12 protein-coding genes and 2 pseudogenes are annotated in these 14,487 nt (G+C 61.4%); 3 read left to right on the top strand and 11 right to left on the bottom strand.

Annotated elements, in window-relative coordinates; all coding sequences use genetic code 11:
* Positions 1–1,036: 1,036 nt before the first annotated feature.
* The 8 genes and pseudogenes from CF70_RS15545 to CF70_RS15575 form a co-directional block, all read right to left on the bottom strand.
* The gene (locus tag CF70_RS15545) at positions 1,037–1,420 is read right to left on the bottom strand and encodes a hypothetical protein (RefSeq protein WP_035866346.1); all 384 of its coding nucleotides are present in this window, start codon (positions 1,418–1,420) and stop codon (positions 1,037–1,039) included.
* 268 nt (positions 1,421–1,688) lie between these two features.
* On the bottom strand, positions 1,689–2,255 hold the full coding sequence (locus CF70_RS15550; protein ID WP_035866285.1) for an Hsp20/alpha crystallin family protein: 567 nt from the start codon (positions 2,253–2,255) through the stop codon (positions 1,689–1,691).
* A 203-nt stretch (positions 2,256–2,458) separates the two neighbouring features.
* Entirely contained in the window at positions 2,459–2,866 is a 408-nt protein-coding gene (locus CF70_RS15555) for an Hsp20/alpha crystallin family protein (RefSeq protein WP_035866287.1), read from the bottom strand.
* A 15-nt stretch (positions 2,867–2,881) separates the two neighbouring features.
* Entirely contained in the window at positions 2,882–3,322 is a 441-nt protein-coding gene (locus tag CF70_RS15560; protein WP_035866290.1) for an Hsp20/alpha crystallin family protein, read from the bottom strand.
* A 547-nt stretch (positions 3,323–3,869) separates the two neighbouring features.
* Positions 3,870–4,025 (bottom strand): annotated as a pseudogene (locus CF70_RS37875) (IS3 family transposase); the annotation flags it as partial.
* Positions 4,026–4,252: 227 nt separating this feature from the next.
* Positions 4,253–7,384: an efflux RND transporter permease subunit gene (locus CF70_RS15565; RefSeq protein WP_035866293.1), complete on the bottom strand. Its 3,132-nt coding sequence runs from the start codon at positions 7,382–7,384 to the stop codon at positions 4,253–4,255.
* Entirely contained in the window at positions 7,381–8,496 is a 1,116-nt protein-coding gene (locus CF70_RS15570; protein ID WP_035866296.1) for an efflux RND transporter periplasmic adaptor subunit, read from the bottom strand. The genes CF70_RS15565 and CF70_RS15570 overlap by 4 nt, the downstream gene beginning before the upstream one ends.
* Positions 8,497–8,581: 85 nt before the next feature.
* The gene (locus CF70_RS15575) at positions 8,582–9,196 is read right to left on the bottom strand and encodes a TetR/AcrR family transcriptional regulator (protein WP_035866348.1); all 615 of its coding nucleotides are present in this window, start codon (positions 9,194–9,196) and stop codon (positions 8,582–8,584) included.
* Positions 9,197–9,282: 86 nt separating this feature from the next.
* Here CF70_RS15575 and CF70_RS15580 point away from each other — a divergent pair, with 86 nt between their 5' ends.
* The gene (locus CF70_RS15580) at positions 9,283–10,743 is read left to right on the top strand and encodes an efflux transporter outer membrane subunit (protein ID WP_035866299.1); all 1,461 of its coding nucleotides are present in this window, start codon (positions 9,283–9,285) and stop codon (positions 10,741–10,743) included.
* Positions 10,744–10,838: 95 nt separating this feature from the next.
* On the top strand, positions 10,839–11,645 hold the full coding sequence (locus tag CF70_RS15585) for an oxidoreductase (protein ID WP_035866301.1): 807 nt from the start codon (positions 10,839–10,841) through the stop codon (positions 11,643–11,645).
* A 549-nt stretch (positions 11,646–12,194) separates the two neighbouring features.
* Here CF70_RS15585 and CF70_RS15590 read toward each other — a convergent pair.
* Positions 12,195–12,710 carry a heavy metal-responsive transcriptional regulator gene (locus CF70_RS15590; protein WP_051648521.1) on the bottom strand — a complete coding sequence of 172 codons (516 nt, stop codon included), beginning with the start codon at positions 12,708–12,710 and terminating at the stop codon, positions 12,195–12,197.
* 120 nt (positions 12,711–12,830) lie between these two features.
* Between CF70_RS15590 and CF70_RS15595 the strand changes: the two genes are divergently transcribed.
* Complete coding sequence (locus tag CF70_RS15595; protein WP_081862196.1) at positions 12,831–13,748, top strand: MBL fold metallo-hydrolase; 918 nt, start codon at positions 12,831–12,833, stop codon at positions 13,746–13,748.
* A gap of 56 nt (positions 13,749–13,804) precedes the next feature.
* On the opposite strand, the gene CF70_RS36645 is transcribed toward CF70_RS15595, so the two are convergent.
* A complete protein-coding gene (locus CF70_RS36645) occupies positions 13,805–14,041 on the bottom strand; it encodes a hypothetical protein (protein ID WP_160172269.1) in 237 nt (78 codons plus the stop codon).
* Between the two features lie 109 nt (positions 14,042–14,150).
* Positions 14,151–14,287 (bottom strand): annotated as a pseudogene (locus CF70_RS37880) (DNA-binding protein); the annotation flags it as partial.
* Positions 14,288–14,487: the final 200 nt, after the last annotated feature.

Below are 14,487 nucleotides of genomic sequence, written 5' to 3' on the forward strand. Positions count from 1 at the left end.
TCGCTCGACGAGATGGTCGAGGTGGTCGTCACGCTACTGCACCTATATCTGCAGCCCGATAATTATTAAAGCCATTTACGGGATGTTGTACTAGGCGCTCGCTGGCGCGGCCCAATGCCGTGAGCGCTTCACCGAAGGGGAGATCTTGAGCGATGATCAGCACATGGATGTCGCTGCCCGCGTGGTCGGAAGCCTTCGCCACCGATCCAAAAACGAACGCCAGTGCGACCCGGGACCACTGAGGCTGCAATGCGTCTCGCAGGATCTCGCCGCCCCTAGAGTCTTGCTGATGATACTTTGCGATTCCTCAAAGATCGCGGCTTGCCGGTTGGCTTGGTAGTGCCGCTGATTGCCGACCCAATGGGAGGTAATCAGGCCCGCACTTTCCAACTTGGTGAGCTCCCGGTGGACGGCGCCGACCCCGGCTTGGGCGAGTGCGACAATCTCGTTGGCATAGAACGAGCGTTCGGGTGCCCCAAACAACACGGCCATCACCCGTTGTTGGGACTTGGTAAATAGTGCATCGGCAAAGGACGATCCCATAGAGGGAGTGATATATCCCAAATTGGGTTTTATTCATCCCAATATTGAAAAGTGGGCAGGCGGACGGCACCTCGAAACGCACGGCGTTGAGGGTGAAGGTGCCATCGGAGCGGCGCTGGCGGTGGTGTTCCTGGAACCGGAAGGCCCGGTGCAACGCCAGCGCCTCAGGGCAAGTCCGCGACACGTCGGCGCAAGACAGGTAGCGCTCGAGCGGTGCCGCGCCAAGCTCGGAATGCGGTTTGCGATGGCATTCCTGCTCGACCCAAGCCTGGGTGGCCAGACGCAGCCTATCCAGCATCAGGTCAGGGTCACCTTCGAGCATGGATGTGGCGGATTTTTTTACGAATTGCGGCCAGTCCTCTTAGTCGTGTTGCGGCGAGGACGCGCTAGGCATCCCCGCTGCGCAGTTGTAGTGACACAATGCACGGCGGCGTGCACCCAACGTGCCGATTCTCGGCGCGCAGCAGGTAGCGCCCGATGCCAGGACCGCGCCTCACTGGATTGGTGGCACGGCGCCGAGCTTTTCAGCCAACATCCGCTCATACACGCCAAAGTGCATATCCACCTCCGTTTGACTGACCACGACGACGTCTATGTTGACCTGCTCGGGCGCTAAGCCGAACATTGTGGCCAATGCCACTTCCAGGTGGGGCGCCGCCTCCCTGTCTTTCGCGAAGGTCGTGCCGACACTGATCACATAGGCCTTCTCGCCTTCTGCGGTGACCTCCACCAAGCGGGCCCCCGCGCTCAGGTTGTTCTCAATGGCCATTTTGGCCAGCTCCGCCACACTCCGCGTTCGCTCGGTAGGGAAGCCGCGCGCGCACTTGAGCTGTACCCGATGCTTGCCCAGCGTCAGCCACTCAGAATCGAACTCCATGGAAATCTCCATCCGACAGTACATTGCCGCCAAAATAGCGGCGGGTCCAGCGATCTCAAGAACGCAACGTCGCGCCTTGCTTCGCCGCTGCAATGAGCCCCATTGGAAGCCCGTAGCGTGCAGCCCCAAGCACCGCGCGCCAAAGGGGCTGCGCCCGCCTCTGGCGTTCCGCGTCAGCCGCCCCCTTCCACGGCCGCCAGGATTGCGCGCCTGCGTGGAGCACGCTTCGCGCAAATACATACGATGCCTCGGGATTGCAGACATCAGCTCACTTCACTTCGATTGTCCTTACGGCAGACCGCGACGACCCGGTCTTGGGGAGGCGTAGTGTCAACAGTCCTTTTTCGAATTTCGCATCAACGTGATCCACGTCGACACCATCCGGCAGAGGAATACTGCGCATGAATGCGCCGTAAGCTCGCTCCAGGCGGTAGCAGCCGTTTTCTTCGCTCCGAATGTCCTGCTTCTTCTCGCCCCGTAACACCAGCGCGCCATCCTCGATGGTGGTCTGGAGGTCTTCGCGGTCCATGCCCGGCAACTCAGCTGTGATTCTCAGGGCAGTGCCATCGTCGACCACATCGATCCGAGGTTGGAAGCGAGACGAACTAAAGTCGCCGAACCATCGATCCAAACCACCGAAGCCCGCGAACGGTTCGTGCAGGAATTCTCCCATCGCTCGCCAGGGATCGCTAGAAAACAGTCGCGCAACGTCAGGCCAGTCGGGCGCGCCGTGCCTCGGCGCGGGCACGTTGGACGCATCCCCCGTCGGTTGCTTGTCACTTGTCGTCTTCCGCAGGAACTTGAAGGGGTTCCATTTTCCCAGTTCCGTTTTCATCTTACCCTCCTGCCGAATGCTCATTTGATGGGTACGAATGACCGCCGGCAACGACCGGTCGCGCCCGGCCACCGGCGACGCCGCAAGACCCAATCCTGGTGGTGGGGCCGCCGATACGGTCATCCGCGTCTTCTAAGGGCCGACGGTGGCGCCCACCCGGACGCCACCCTGCCGTTTCTGCCCCGTGAATGGCACAACAGAACTCACCCGACGCTAACCGCGATGCGACGTGGCCGCGCCTCGTCTCGGCGCGGGATCGTCAGCTTCAACACGCCATCCTGCAAGTGCGCGTCTATCTTCGACGTATCGAACTCGGGACTCAGGGCGAACGCGCGGGCGAAGTGCGGCTCGCGAATTTCCGCGTGTTGCACCCGCAGGTTGGCCGGGGTCGGCACCACGGCTTCTGCCTCGATGTTCAGGGTGCCATCATGGACACTCACATTAAGTCTGTCCTTGGTGACCCCCGGCAGATCCGCCCAAAGGGTGACGCCGTTGCTGTCCTCGAAGATGTCAACAGCGGGAAGCAGCGTGATCTTGCGCGTTGGCCTCTCTTCCTGGCGTTGCGCCATCGTGCCTTGGCCGCGCTCAACCACTTGGGTAGTGTCGTTCATGGCTTTCTCCTGGCGTTACTGGACCGTGATTGGCCGGGGCTTTGAGGCTTCGCGCTTGCCAACACTGATAGACAAGCAGCCGTTGGCATAGCGCGCCTGGACTTTGTCGGGGTCGGCGCTCTGCGGCAACTCGACCACACGTCGGAACGCGCCGGTGAATCGCTCTTGCGCATACAGCCGGACCTCGGGATCGTCCGCAGCTTGCGCCGCTGCGCGCTCGCCGCTGATGGTCAGCAAGCCCTTGTCGATCGACACCTCGAACTGGTCTGGCTTGAGCCCGGGTGCGAACGCGACAATCTCGATGGAATCGTCCGTGGCACCGATATTGAGCGGGGGAAATGCCCCGAAGCGGCCGGAGCGGATGCTGGACGGGAAGCCGCCGAACAAACTCGCCATCTGCTTTTGCATGCGGTCGAGTTCGCTGAAGAGGTCGGTTCCAAAGAAAAGATCGCTCATGGTCGTATCCTCCTTCGACGCAGCAAGGAGGCGAAGGGGCAACGCGCTCCCATCCACCTGCCAAGCCGCTGGCAAACAAACAGAAACACGCAGCGCGCAATGGTCGCGACTGCCTGAGCAAAAATAAAATAGTAATTGGCTACCCAAATTTCAAGGGGAGCAAGCCTGCGCCGTTCCGCGAAAGGACGCGGGGCGATTCGTGCTGCCCAGGTCACATTTTGGCACATTCGCTTGCATTGCAACCGCGGGGGCTCCCGTTGCAGCGCCACATCTATGTGCCGCATGAAGCGTATTTGTCACGCGTTGGGGTAAGTGCCGTGCCGGAGACGCTTGCTTTCGCAATCACATCTGAGTAGTTTCGACACTTGAACGGCAGTTCACGGTTGTTCGTCTTCCTGATTCATACCTGACGCCTTCACGACGCCTTTTCCATGACGCTCACGACCAGGGCTTTTGACCCAAGCCGCTCATGGTGGTTTGCCACCCGCTCCTGCAAGCCGATGGCGAGGGGCCATACCCTCATCTCCTACGCCGCTTCCTGCGGCACACTGATGTCCCAGTTCCACACCTGATTGGGGCCGGTGGCGCAATGGCTGGTCACCACCCGCGCCGCGGGCTTGCGCGCTCGACCGCGGTGATGCTGCTGCGACGCACGACGCAAGACACGATAAAAGCTGGACTCCGAGGCCACGTATTGCCCGCGGACATAGTCCAGTATAAGAAAAAAAGACCGCCTGCCCCAAGGTCAAGAGAGCCACGGAGGTAGACATGGGCGGGCGGGTGCAAAAATTGCCGCCGCTTACGCAGCGCCCAACATCGGAAGCAACGAATTCAGGCCAAGCTGTTACTTAGCGAATCGCCGTCTGGAAGACGCTTTAATGCAAGTGGATTGGAATCAAGGTAAATGTGGCAGGAGCATGCCCTTGCAATTCAATATGACTCGGGCACCAGTTGTCCGGCGGGCTGCGCGGCGGTCTCGTGTCGATCGCGCTGTGCATCGGCCGCGTTGCCTGGCCGAATCCTGAACCAGATCGAGTACATGGCCGGCAGGAACACCAGGGTCAAAATCGTCCCAGCAAATGTCCCGCCGATGAGCGTGTAAGCGAGTGCGCCCCAGAACACCGAATGGGTCAGCGGAATGAAGGCCAGGATGGCCGCCAACGCGGTGAGAATCACTGGCCGCGCACGCTGGACAGTGGCTTCTACAACGGCCCTGAACGGATCCAATCCTTCGTCTTTGTTGTGCTGAATCTGCCCGATCAGGATCAGCGTGTTGCGCATCAAGATGCCCGACAACGCAATCAGGCCGACCAGCGCGTTGATGCCGAACGGCTGCCCGAACAGAATCAGCGTTGGCACCACACCAATCAGTCCGAGGGGGCTGGTCAGGAACACCATGACCATCGCCGGGATGGACCGCACCTGGAAAATGAGAATCAGCAGGGTAACTGCCAGCATGATCGGGAAGAGCGGCAGCATGGCCTTCGTCGCCTTGCCCGATTCTTCGACGGAGCCCGCTTGTTCAATGCGGTATCCGCTGGGCAGTTTCTCGATGATCGGCTGAAGCTGCTTGCTGATGGCTGTCGACACGTCGGGCGGTTGCAAGCCATCGGCAATATCGCCGCGGACTGTGATGGTCGGCATGCGATCGCGCCGGCGGATGATGGGCTCTTCCATGCGCACATCGATCTTGCCCACCTGCGAGAGCGGAATGCGCTGCCCGTTGGCGCCAGCCAGCGTGAAGTCGCCAATCTTGGCCGGATCCAGTCGGATATCGCCGGCCGAGCGCGCGGTCACCTGGACGGTGCGGATGTCCTCGCGCACCGCCGTCACCGGAATGCCGTTGAGCAGGAACTGCAATTGTTGCGCGACGGCGCTGGAGGTCAGCCCAACGGCCTGCAAGCGATCCTGCTGCAAGGTGAAGTGCAGCGTGGGCACGCGCATCCCCCAGTCAGTGTTGACCGTGCGCATCATCGGGCTGGCGTCCATCACCTGCCGGACATCGGCCGCGATGCGGCGCAATGTCTGCGCATCCGGGCCGGTCACGCGGTAAGCGACCGGGAACGGCGAATACGGGCCGAACACCAGTTGCGTGACACGCACGCGCGCCTCGAGGGCAAGACCGTCGGCAATGGCCTGGCGCAGGCGCTGCTTCAACGTGTCGCGCTCTTCCTGGCTGTCAGTGCGGATCACGATCTTGGCGAACGACGGATCCGGCAGTTCCGGCCCCATCGCGAAATAGAAGCGCGGCGCACCCTGGCCAACATATGCCGTCACGATCCTGGCTTCCTTCTGTTTGGCGAGCCACGCTTCCAGCTTTGCAGTGGCCGCGCTGGTCTGGTTGATCGACGTGCCATACGGCATCTGCACCTCGACCAGCACTTCAGGTCGATCCGAAATCGGGAAGAACTGTTTCTTAACCACGGCCATGCCCGCGATGGCCAAGGCGAAAAGGCCCACCACCGAACCCGCGACCAACCATTTGCGCGCAATCACACGCCCGAGGAGTGCACGGAAGCGGTTGTAGCGCGGGGTGTCGTAAATCGCATCGTGGCCGCCTTCGACCTTCTTGAAGTCGGGCAGCATCTTCACACCCAGGTAAGGCGTGAACACCACCGCGACCACCCAGGACGCAATCAGCGCAATGCCCACGATCCAGAACATGTTGCTGGTGTATTCACCCGCGGTGGATCGCGCAAAGCCATTGGGCATGAAGCCGACGGCGGTCACCAGCGTGCCCGACAGCATGGGCGCCGCAGTGTGGCTCCACGCATAAGCCGAAGCGGCGACGCGGCTGTAGCCCTCTTCCATCTTCACCACCATCATTTCGATGGCGATGATGGCGTCATCCACCAGCAAGCCCAGCGCCAGAATCAAAGATCCAAGCGTGATGCGGTCGAAGTTCTTGCCTGTCGCGACCATCACCACGAAGACCACCGCCAGTGTCAACGGCACGGCCGCGGCCACCACCAGGCCCGCGCGCCAGCCCATGCTGACGAAGCTCACCAGCATGACCACCAGCAGCGCTGCGAAGAACTTGAGCATGAACTCATCGACGGCAGCGCTGATGTTGACCGACTGGTCCGTCACCTTGGTCAGGCTCATGCCGAGCGGCATGTCAGCGTTGACGGCACTGACCTCCTTATCCAGCGCCTTGCCAAGGTCCAACCCGTTCCAGCCTTCACGCATGACGATGCCCAGCAGCAGGGCAGGCTGCCCACCATTGCGCACCATGAACGTGGCCGGATCTTCATAGCCGCGCTTGACAGAGGCAATATCCGACAGCTTCAACGTCCGGCCTTGCGATACAACTGGCGTATCGCGAATCTTCTGCAACTCGTCGAACGCACCATCCAGGCGGATGAAGACCTGCGGCCCTTTCGTTTCTACCGAGCCGGCTGCCGTCAGGGCATTCTGGCTGTTGAGCGCGGCAAACACCTCTTGCGGACTCACGCCCAGCGTCGCCAGCCGGTCATGTGAAAACTCGACGTAGATGCGCTCCGACTGCTCGCCGATGATGTTGACCTTCTTGACGCCGGCCACGTGCAGCAACCGCTGGCGCAGTGTCTCCGCGTCGCGCACGAGCACGCGTTGCGGCTCGCCCTGCGCCTTGAGTGCAAACAGCGCAAAAATCACGTCCGCATATTCGTCATTGACCATCGGCCCGATCACGCCGGGCGGAAGGTTGGCTACCTCGTCGCCGACTTTCTTGCGCGCTTGATAGAACTCCTCCTGGACTTCCGCCGGTGGCGTGCTGTCGAGCAGGGTCAACGTGGTGAATGCCAGGCCCGGCCGGGTGTACGTTTCCGTTCGGTCATACCAGCGCAGTTCCTGCATGCGCTTCTCGATCTTTTCGGCCACTTGGTCCTGCATTTCCTGCGCGGTGGCGCCGGGCCACGCGGTGATGATGGTCATCACCTTGACAGTAAACGCCGGATCTTCGGCACGGCCCAGCTTGAAGAAGGAAATGAGCCCCGCCAGAGAGATCAAGCAAATGAGGAACAGAGTGACGGCGCGCTCGCGCACGGCGAGCGCCGATAGGTTAAAACGACCTTGGCTCACAAGCGCACCCCCGCGACGGCAGTACTGGCACCCTGACCTGCCACACGGACTTGCTGGCCCTCACGCAGCAGTTGTGCGCCAAGCGCGACGATCCGTTCCCCTTGCTTGAATTGGCCCGCAACCCGAGCGCCTTCGTCGCCGAGGCGCACGATGGTGACGGATCGCCACGACACCTTGGCCGGATCCCCCTGGATGACCCACACGCCGGGGCCTTTGCCGGCATCGAACACGGCGCCCAGCGGCACCTGCAGATCACCTTGCGCGGTGGCAAGCCTATCGGGAATCTGGATCGTTACCGTGGCGCCCAGCGGCGCATTGGCCAGTTCCCCATCCAGCACATAGCGCGCTTCGAAGGTACGGGTGAGCCGATCGGCAGCATCTGAAAGTTGTCGCAGCTTGGCAGGTACGCCCGCGCTTTCCCCACCGAAAAGCGTGGCCTGCGCGACAGCGCCGATCGCCGGCCGCAACGTTTCCGGCAACTGGACAACCGCTTCACGGCGGCCAGCGTGGGCCAGGCGCACGACAGCCTGCCCCGCGTTGACGACCTGACCGGGCTCGGCCAGCGTTTCCATGACGACGCCGTCGCCATCGGCAATGAGCTCTGCGTAGCGGCTGGCGTTACGCGCGACGTCAGCCTGCGCTTCCGCCGCGTTCAGCTGAGCTTTGGCGGCGTCTGCCGCTGCCTTGGCTTGGTCATAGGCCGAAGCCGAAATCGCGCCCGTTCCGCGCAGATCACGGTAGCGGGCTTCGTCTTCCGCCGTCTGTTGCGCGCGTGCCCGCGCAGCGCTCACAGCTTCTTGCTGTGCATGCGCGGCGAGTTTCAGATCGACCGGGTCGATACGCATGAGCGGCTGCCCGCGCTTGACGGTTTGCCCCGCATCCACAAGCCGCTCCAGCACCTTGCCCGGCACGCGGAACCCGAGGTCACTCTGCACCCGGGCAGCGACGACCCCCGTGAATGAACGCGACGCGGAAGCGACTGGCTGGACGAATGCGGCACGTACCAAGGGTGCCTCGGTACGCGGATCGGCAGGGGCCTTTTCGCCGCAAGCGCTCAATGCGAGCGGCAACGCACAAATAACGGTAGAGGTAACAAAGCGGCGCGAAAACATGAAAGCCCCATCGACAAGATGATCTGAGCTTCCATTCTGGTTCTTGTGACCATTTTAGTCAATGGTCACAAGAAAAATCTGCGCGTCAAGGGGAAAGACTTCGAAGCACAAGGCTGGAGAGCAGCCCGGGCGCACTTTCCGTGTAGTCAAAGCTGTGCTGCAAAAGCAACGGATTCATGTACGGGCGCATGACCAGGTAGATGGCCGTCGTGGCCTCGTCCAACGGCGTCTTGCGCTCGAAGTCTCCGCTCTCCCGGCCTTCCTGCAGCACATCGCGCAGCACCTTCTGGATGCGCTCTTCGTAGGCGATTACCGCTTGCCAGCGCTCAGTCGCTGCCGAGGCGGCGATCTCGTACAGCTTGCGGTCGTGGGAAAACAACCGGAGGCTGGCCTCCGTCAAGACTTTGAACATGCGCCGGAGTTTCTCCGGCGGGGAGTCGGCCTCGGCTAGGGCGGCACTCACGTCGGCCTCAATCTCGCGCAGGCAGTTGGCGCAAATCATCTCGCCAATGGCCTGCTTGGACTCGAAGAACTTGTAGATATAGGCCTTGGAAAAACCAATGGCCTTGGCCAGATCGGAAACGGCGGTCTTCTCGTAGCCGTAGCGGCTGAAGTGCTCGGTGGCGGCAGCGACGATCTGGTTTCGCACGTCATGGTCCGCCGGGCCGCGGGCGGAAACGGGGTAAGGGGTGGTCTTCATGGGCTCCAGCTTACGCGAGTCGCGATAGTTGAACAACTTGTGACCAATTTGTACTATAGTCACTAAAAATTCCGATGGAATAACCCATGTTGCCAAAACGCTCCCTTGCGACCCTTTTCGTTGCCAGCCTGGCAACCGGTTGTGCCGTCGGCCCGGACTATGTGAAGCCCGATGTGACGGTTCCGCAACGATTCCAGGGCCAGACGGCGGTCGAGCAGCGGACGACCAATGCCACAGCCGATCTGTCCGCGTGGTGGGCTGGCTTTGGCGATCCGCAACTTACACGGCTCGTGCAGCTTGCGCTGGAACAGAACCTGGACCTCGCTCAGGCCTTTGCTCGCGTCACGCAAGCGCGTGCGGGCCTTGGCGCTGCCAATGCCGCGTTGCTGCCCTCCGGCAATGTCATGGGCCAGGCCGCGCGCGCGTATCAGTCCGTCGAAACCCGTTTGGGCCGCGTCTTGAATTCGGAGCCCGGCTTCGACCGCTACGGCAACGCTTTTGAGGCCGATGTCAACGCAAGCTGGGAGTTGGACGTGTTCGGCGGCCTGCGCCGTGGCCGCGAGGCGGCACTTGCCGACTACCAGGCCTCCCAGGCGGGCGCGGTCGCCACGCAGCTGGCCGTGGCTGCACAGACTGCCGATATCTACATCACCATCCGCGGCTTACAGACGCGCCTGAAGGTGGCCCGCCACCAGGTACAGACACAAGAGGAATTGCTCTCCACCATCAACCTGCTGTACGCCAAGGGGCTGGCGGCCGAACTTCAAGTCAGGCAGGCCGAAGGTGCGCTCGCACAAGTTCGCGCGTCCATTCCGCAGCTTGAAGCGGGCCTGGATGCCGCGATGAACGCGCTGGACGTGATGCTTGGCTCGCTGCCGGGCACGCATCGGGCCGAACTGGCAGAAGGCGGTGACATCCCGGCCGTTCCGCAAATTGCGATCGGCGGATCGCCGGGCGAGCTGCTGAGGCGCCGGCCCGACCTCATCGTCGCCGAGCGTCGCCTGGCGGCTTCCAACGCGCGCATCGGTGTCGCCATTGCGGAGTACTACCCGAAGTTCTCGCTCAGCGGCCTGCTCGGCAGCGCAACTACACTGGGCGCCGGCAGTCTGTTCAGCGGCGGAGCCAGTCAATTCGCCGGCGCGCTCGGCCTGCGCTGGCGCCTGTTCGACTTCGGCCGTATCAACGCGCAAATCGATCAGGCCAAGGGGCAAGAGGCGGAGATGCTTGCCGCGTACCGGCTCGCCGTGCTGCGCGCCACGGAAGACGTGGAAGACGCCTTCTCGGCTCTGGTCAAGCGCGAGGAGCAAGCGGCCGTGCTCACTCAAGGCGTGGATTCGCTCGGTCGCGCGCGAAATGCTTCGTTTGCTGCGTATCAAAAAGGCGTCGTCAGCCTGATTGAAGTCCTGCAAGCCGACGAAAGCCTGCTGCGTGCGTCGGACGCGCGCGCCCAGGCGCAAACGGAATCGGCGCGCGCCGCCGTCGCGGCATTCAGGGCGCTGGGCGGTGGCTGGCAGCCCGACGAATCGACCGCCGTTGCAAGCAAATAGTCGCTCCGCAAATCAGGCTGCGCATCCCGCGTGCCCCCCCAATGCAACAACCGATTTACCGCAGTTCCAATTCACCCATACAGAAAGAATCTGCCATGTCCAATTCCAAAGTTGTCGTGATTACCGGTGTGTCTTCGGGCATCGGCCGCGCCACCGCCGCGAAGTTTGCGCTTCGCGGCTGCCGGGTATTCGGCACCGTGCGCAACCTCGCAAAAGCGCAGCCGCTGCCGGGCGTTGAACTGGTCGAGATGGATATCCGCGATGAGGCGTCGGTTCAGCAGGGAATCGAGACCATCATCGCGCAGGCCAAGCGCATCGACGTGCTGGTCAATAGTGCCGGCGTGACGCTGCTCGGCGCGACCGAAGAAACGTCGATCGCCGAAGCGCAGGCGCTGTTCGACACCAACGTGTTTGGCATCTTGCGCACCACGCAAGCCGTATTGCCGCACATGCGCGCGCAACGTTCGGGAAGAATCATCAACATCAGCTCGGTGCTCGGCTTTCTGCCGGCGCCGTACATGGGCCTCTATTCGGCGTCCAAACACGCCGTGGAGGGGATGTCCGAGACGTTGGACCATGAGGTGCGCAAGTTCGGCATCCGTGTGGTGCTTGTCGAACCCTCCTTTACCAAGACTAGCCTGGATATCAATGCGCCCCATGCGGTTTCCAAGGTATCCGCCTACGACGACGAGCGCAGCGTCGTTTCGCAGTCAATTCAAAAAAATGTCCAAAATGCACCGGAACCCGATGGCGTCGCGAGCACGGTCGTCGATGCCGCCTTGGGTACGTGGAAGATGCGCTGCACACCCAAAGGCGAGGCCTCTCTTCTGAGCAAGCTGCGCCGTTTCATGCCAGCAGGGCCAGTGGATGCAAGCCTGCGGAAGACGTTCGGACTGTCCTGAAGCGCGCTGCCCTGAACGAATCCGGCGCACGCACCATCGGAAGAGGCCCATGACGCATCCCGACAACTCCGCAACCACGGCGTCCGCCCCGATGGTTCGGGCTTCGCCCAATTTGCAACCCGCCACCACATCACCTTGGCCGGTGTTCTGGGTTGCCAGCTTTGCGGTGCTTTTTGTCTTGATGACGTGGAGTTCTCTGCCACCGGATTCGACGACACCGGCATCGAGGTGCAGGCATACGACAGCGGGGCGGGTGAATCCGGCGGCCAGCGCCAGAAGCTCTGTTCGGCGCACCCTAGGCAGGGTCCTCCGTGTGCCAGCTTTGCAAGGGCGGAATCGGTGGGAAAGCGTACCAATTGGCAAAGAATGGACGGTTCAGCGCGAAAAGGGAGGATTGCTAAGTCGTTGTTCCAGAACGTCTTTTCGAGCTTGACCGTATCAATCTGCTGCAACAGGACGATTACCCCTACACGGAGAACGCCTCGATGCAAGAGAATCAGGCCGCGCCCAGGATCGGCCGCGAGCTGCAAGTGGCCAATGAACGAAGAGTCATGTCCAACGCCGCGTCGCTGACGTCGCAATGCGTTCGTCCGGTATTTGTGGATGGCGACAAAGTAGTCGTCCGCTGGATTGCGGTGAGATTGTCTTATCCGTATGCAACCTGTCCTTATGGATCACGGGAACTTTAGTCGCGGATGCCATGGTGACCGGAGCCCCCGGAGGACAGGATAAGGAGTTGGCCGTTGCGACCAACTCCTTTTTCAAGGACTGAAGCGCCTTGATATGGGCATCGATTTGTCCGATCTTGGCGCTCAAGCGTTGCTCTATCTCGGCCCGGCCAAACCTGCCGTCAATCAATTGCGGGATGATTTCCCGAATCTCGGCAAGCGAGAACCCGAGCGTTTGCGCGCTACGGATGAATTGAATGTGCCGAACGGCCTGGGTGTCGTATGAACGATAGCCATTGCCCAGCCGAGCGGGCGGCGCCAACAGTCCCACCTTTTCGTAGTGACGCAGGGTATCTGTAGTCGTGCCAACTGCCTTCGCCAACTCGCTGATGTTCACCTGTGGCCCCCGTCAAACGCGAGTCCCTGATTTGTCTTGACCTTGGAGTATACACCAAGGTTTAAGGTGCTCGCGGGATGCACACCACAGGATCCCGGAACCATCGACAAAGGTGACGCCATGTTTCGTACGCTAGTTCTTCTACTGTTGTCTGCTATTGCCATGCCTGCTATCGCCGACAATGGCTCGGCACCAGGCAGCCCATCGACTTCGAGCCAACCCAAGGTAGCTTTTGCGATCATCAGAACCGCGGAGCTATCCGTTACCGAGGCTTTGGTCTACTCCGGCGGGAGCTTCACGCGCAAGGTGAGCAATAACTTCTCCGCGTTCCTGGTGAAACACGGCACTGACACGCTGCTGTTTGACGCAGGGCTCGGCTCGAAGGTGGCCGATCAATATCGGCAAGATATGCCTTGGTGGCAAAGCCTGTTTTTCAAGTACGAGAATCCGGTGGACCCGGTGATCGACCAGCTATTGCGCGCCGGCATGGAGCCCGTTCAAACGATTATCCTGAGCCACAGTCACTGGGATCATGCCAGCGGCATTAGCGACTTCCCGAATGCCACAGTCCTGGTGCATCCCGCGGAGCTGTTGGTGATCAGGCGCCCTACCGATGGCGTCGGCGGCAGTTGGCCCTCGCAAGTCAGCGCGCAATCGATCAAATGGAAAAGCTTGGCATTCGAACCGGTGTCATACAAAGGGTTCGCGAACAGCCGGGATCTCTATGGAGACGGCACGGTCGTGCTCGTTCCTCTTCTCGGCCATACCCCCGGTTCGATCGGCATGTTCATCTCTGTCGACTCCGGTGCACAGTACTTCCTGGTGGGCGATGCAGTCTGGAATGCGAAGGCGTTGAAGCTGGGCAGCCCGAAGTTCTGGGCAGCACGTTGGTTGGTGGATGGCGACATTGAACAAACCCAGGATGCCGTGGATCAGATTCGCGCGCTGGCGGGCGGGCATCCGGATATTGTCGTGGTTCCGGCGCACGATGGGCCGGTACAGACGTCACTGGGATACTTTCCAGCCTGGGTGGAATGAGGTGACGTTCAGGCCGGCGCCTTCCCCATTGCGTGCAGACTCTCCTGACGCCCGCATCAGGCACTGCTGACCGACTCGATGGCCAACGCCAGCTTGGCCACCGCAGGCCCGACCTCCTCCTCGCTGACCCCGCCGCAGCCCAGCACCAGGCCGTTGCGCGAGCGCAGGGGTCTGCCGAGCCTGGTTACATGCCCTGCGGCGACGTGGGCAATATGGACGAATGCCCTGGGCGCGATTCCTCCGACGGGTCGCGCCATACGTACCGTCAGTTCGCGTTCTACACCCTTACCCAACACAGCGCTTCTTCGCGTCATGACTCAAGGCAGGAGCCGTATGCGGTAGCTCTGCACGTACGGATCTGTGCGGGGGGCGGGGGGTAACCTCCGTCCCTACCGCGATCCCCAAGTCGGGATGGTCGATGGTGACGCGCTGCGTCCGCGCAGTTCCTGCCAGAAAGCCTGCAGCACCGCGGCAGGCGCACCCATGCTGCCTTTGCGCACCAGGCTATAGAGCTTGTTGAGGGTCGGCCGGGATTCGTAAATATCTGAAGCTTAAGATATTCGCGAATCCCGGCCATCCCCCAAAACGCACCAGAAAGCCCGAAGAACTACCGTGCCCACGAAGGCACTGTACTGCCGTAAACCCTATTGAACATGTTTTAAATATGTTGCTAATATATTTACGAGCCCGGGGAGCAAGCCGGGAACCGCGATCCGTCCACACCTGACACCGAAGGAGT

The sequence above is a fragment of the Cupriavidus sp. SK-3 genome (genome assembly GCF_000611145.1).
Classification (GTDB): Bacteria; Pseudomonadota; Gammaproteobacteria; order Burkholderiales; family Burkholderiaceae; genus Cupriavidus.

Excerpts from the sequence above, each read along its gene's own strand:
- CF70_RS15545 (WP_035866346.1), bottom strand. The coding sequence starts at position 1,420 with ATGGAGTTCGATTCTGAGTGGCTGACGCTGGGCAAGCATCGGGTACAG.
- CF70_RS15550 (WP_035866285.1), bottom strand. The coding sequence starts at position 2,255 with ATGAAAACGGAACTGGGAAAATGGAACCCCTTCAAGTTCCTGCGGAAG.
- CF70_RS15555 (WP_035866287.1), bottom strand. The coding sequence starts at position 2,866 with ATGAACGACACTACCCAAGTGGTTGAGCGCGGCCAAGGCACGATGGCG.
- CF70_RS15560 (WP_035866290.1), bottom strand. The coding sequence starts at position 3,322 with ATGAGCGATCTTTTCTTTGGAACCGACCTCTTCAGCGAACTCGACCGC.
- CF70_RS15570 (WP_035866296.1), bottom strand. The coding sequence starts at position 8,496 with ATGTTTTCGCGCCGCTTTGTTACCTCTACCGTTATTTGTGCGTTGCCG.
- CF70_RS15575 (WP_035866348.1), bottom strand. The coding sequence starts at position 9,196 with ATGAAGACCACCCCTTACCCCGTTTCCGCCCGCGGCCCGGCGGACCAT.
- CF70_RS15580 (WP_035866299.1), top strand. The coding sequence starts at position 9,283 with ATGTTGCCAAAACGCTCCCTTGCGACCCTTTTCGTTGCCAGCCTGGCA.
- CF70_RS15585 (WP_035866301.1), top strand. The coding sequence starts at position 10,839 with ATGTCCAATTCCAAAGTTGTCGTGATTACCGGTGTGTCTTCGGGCATC.
- CF70_RS15595 (WP_081862196.1), top strand. The coding sequence starts at position 12,831 with ATGTTTCGTACGCTAGTTCTTCTACTGTTGTCTGCTATTGCCATGCCT.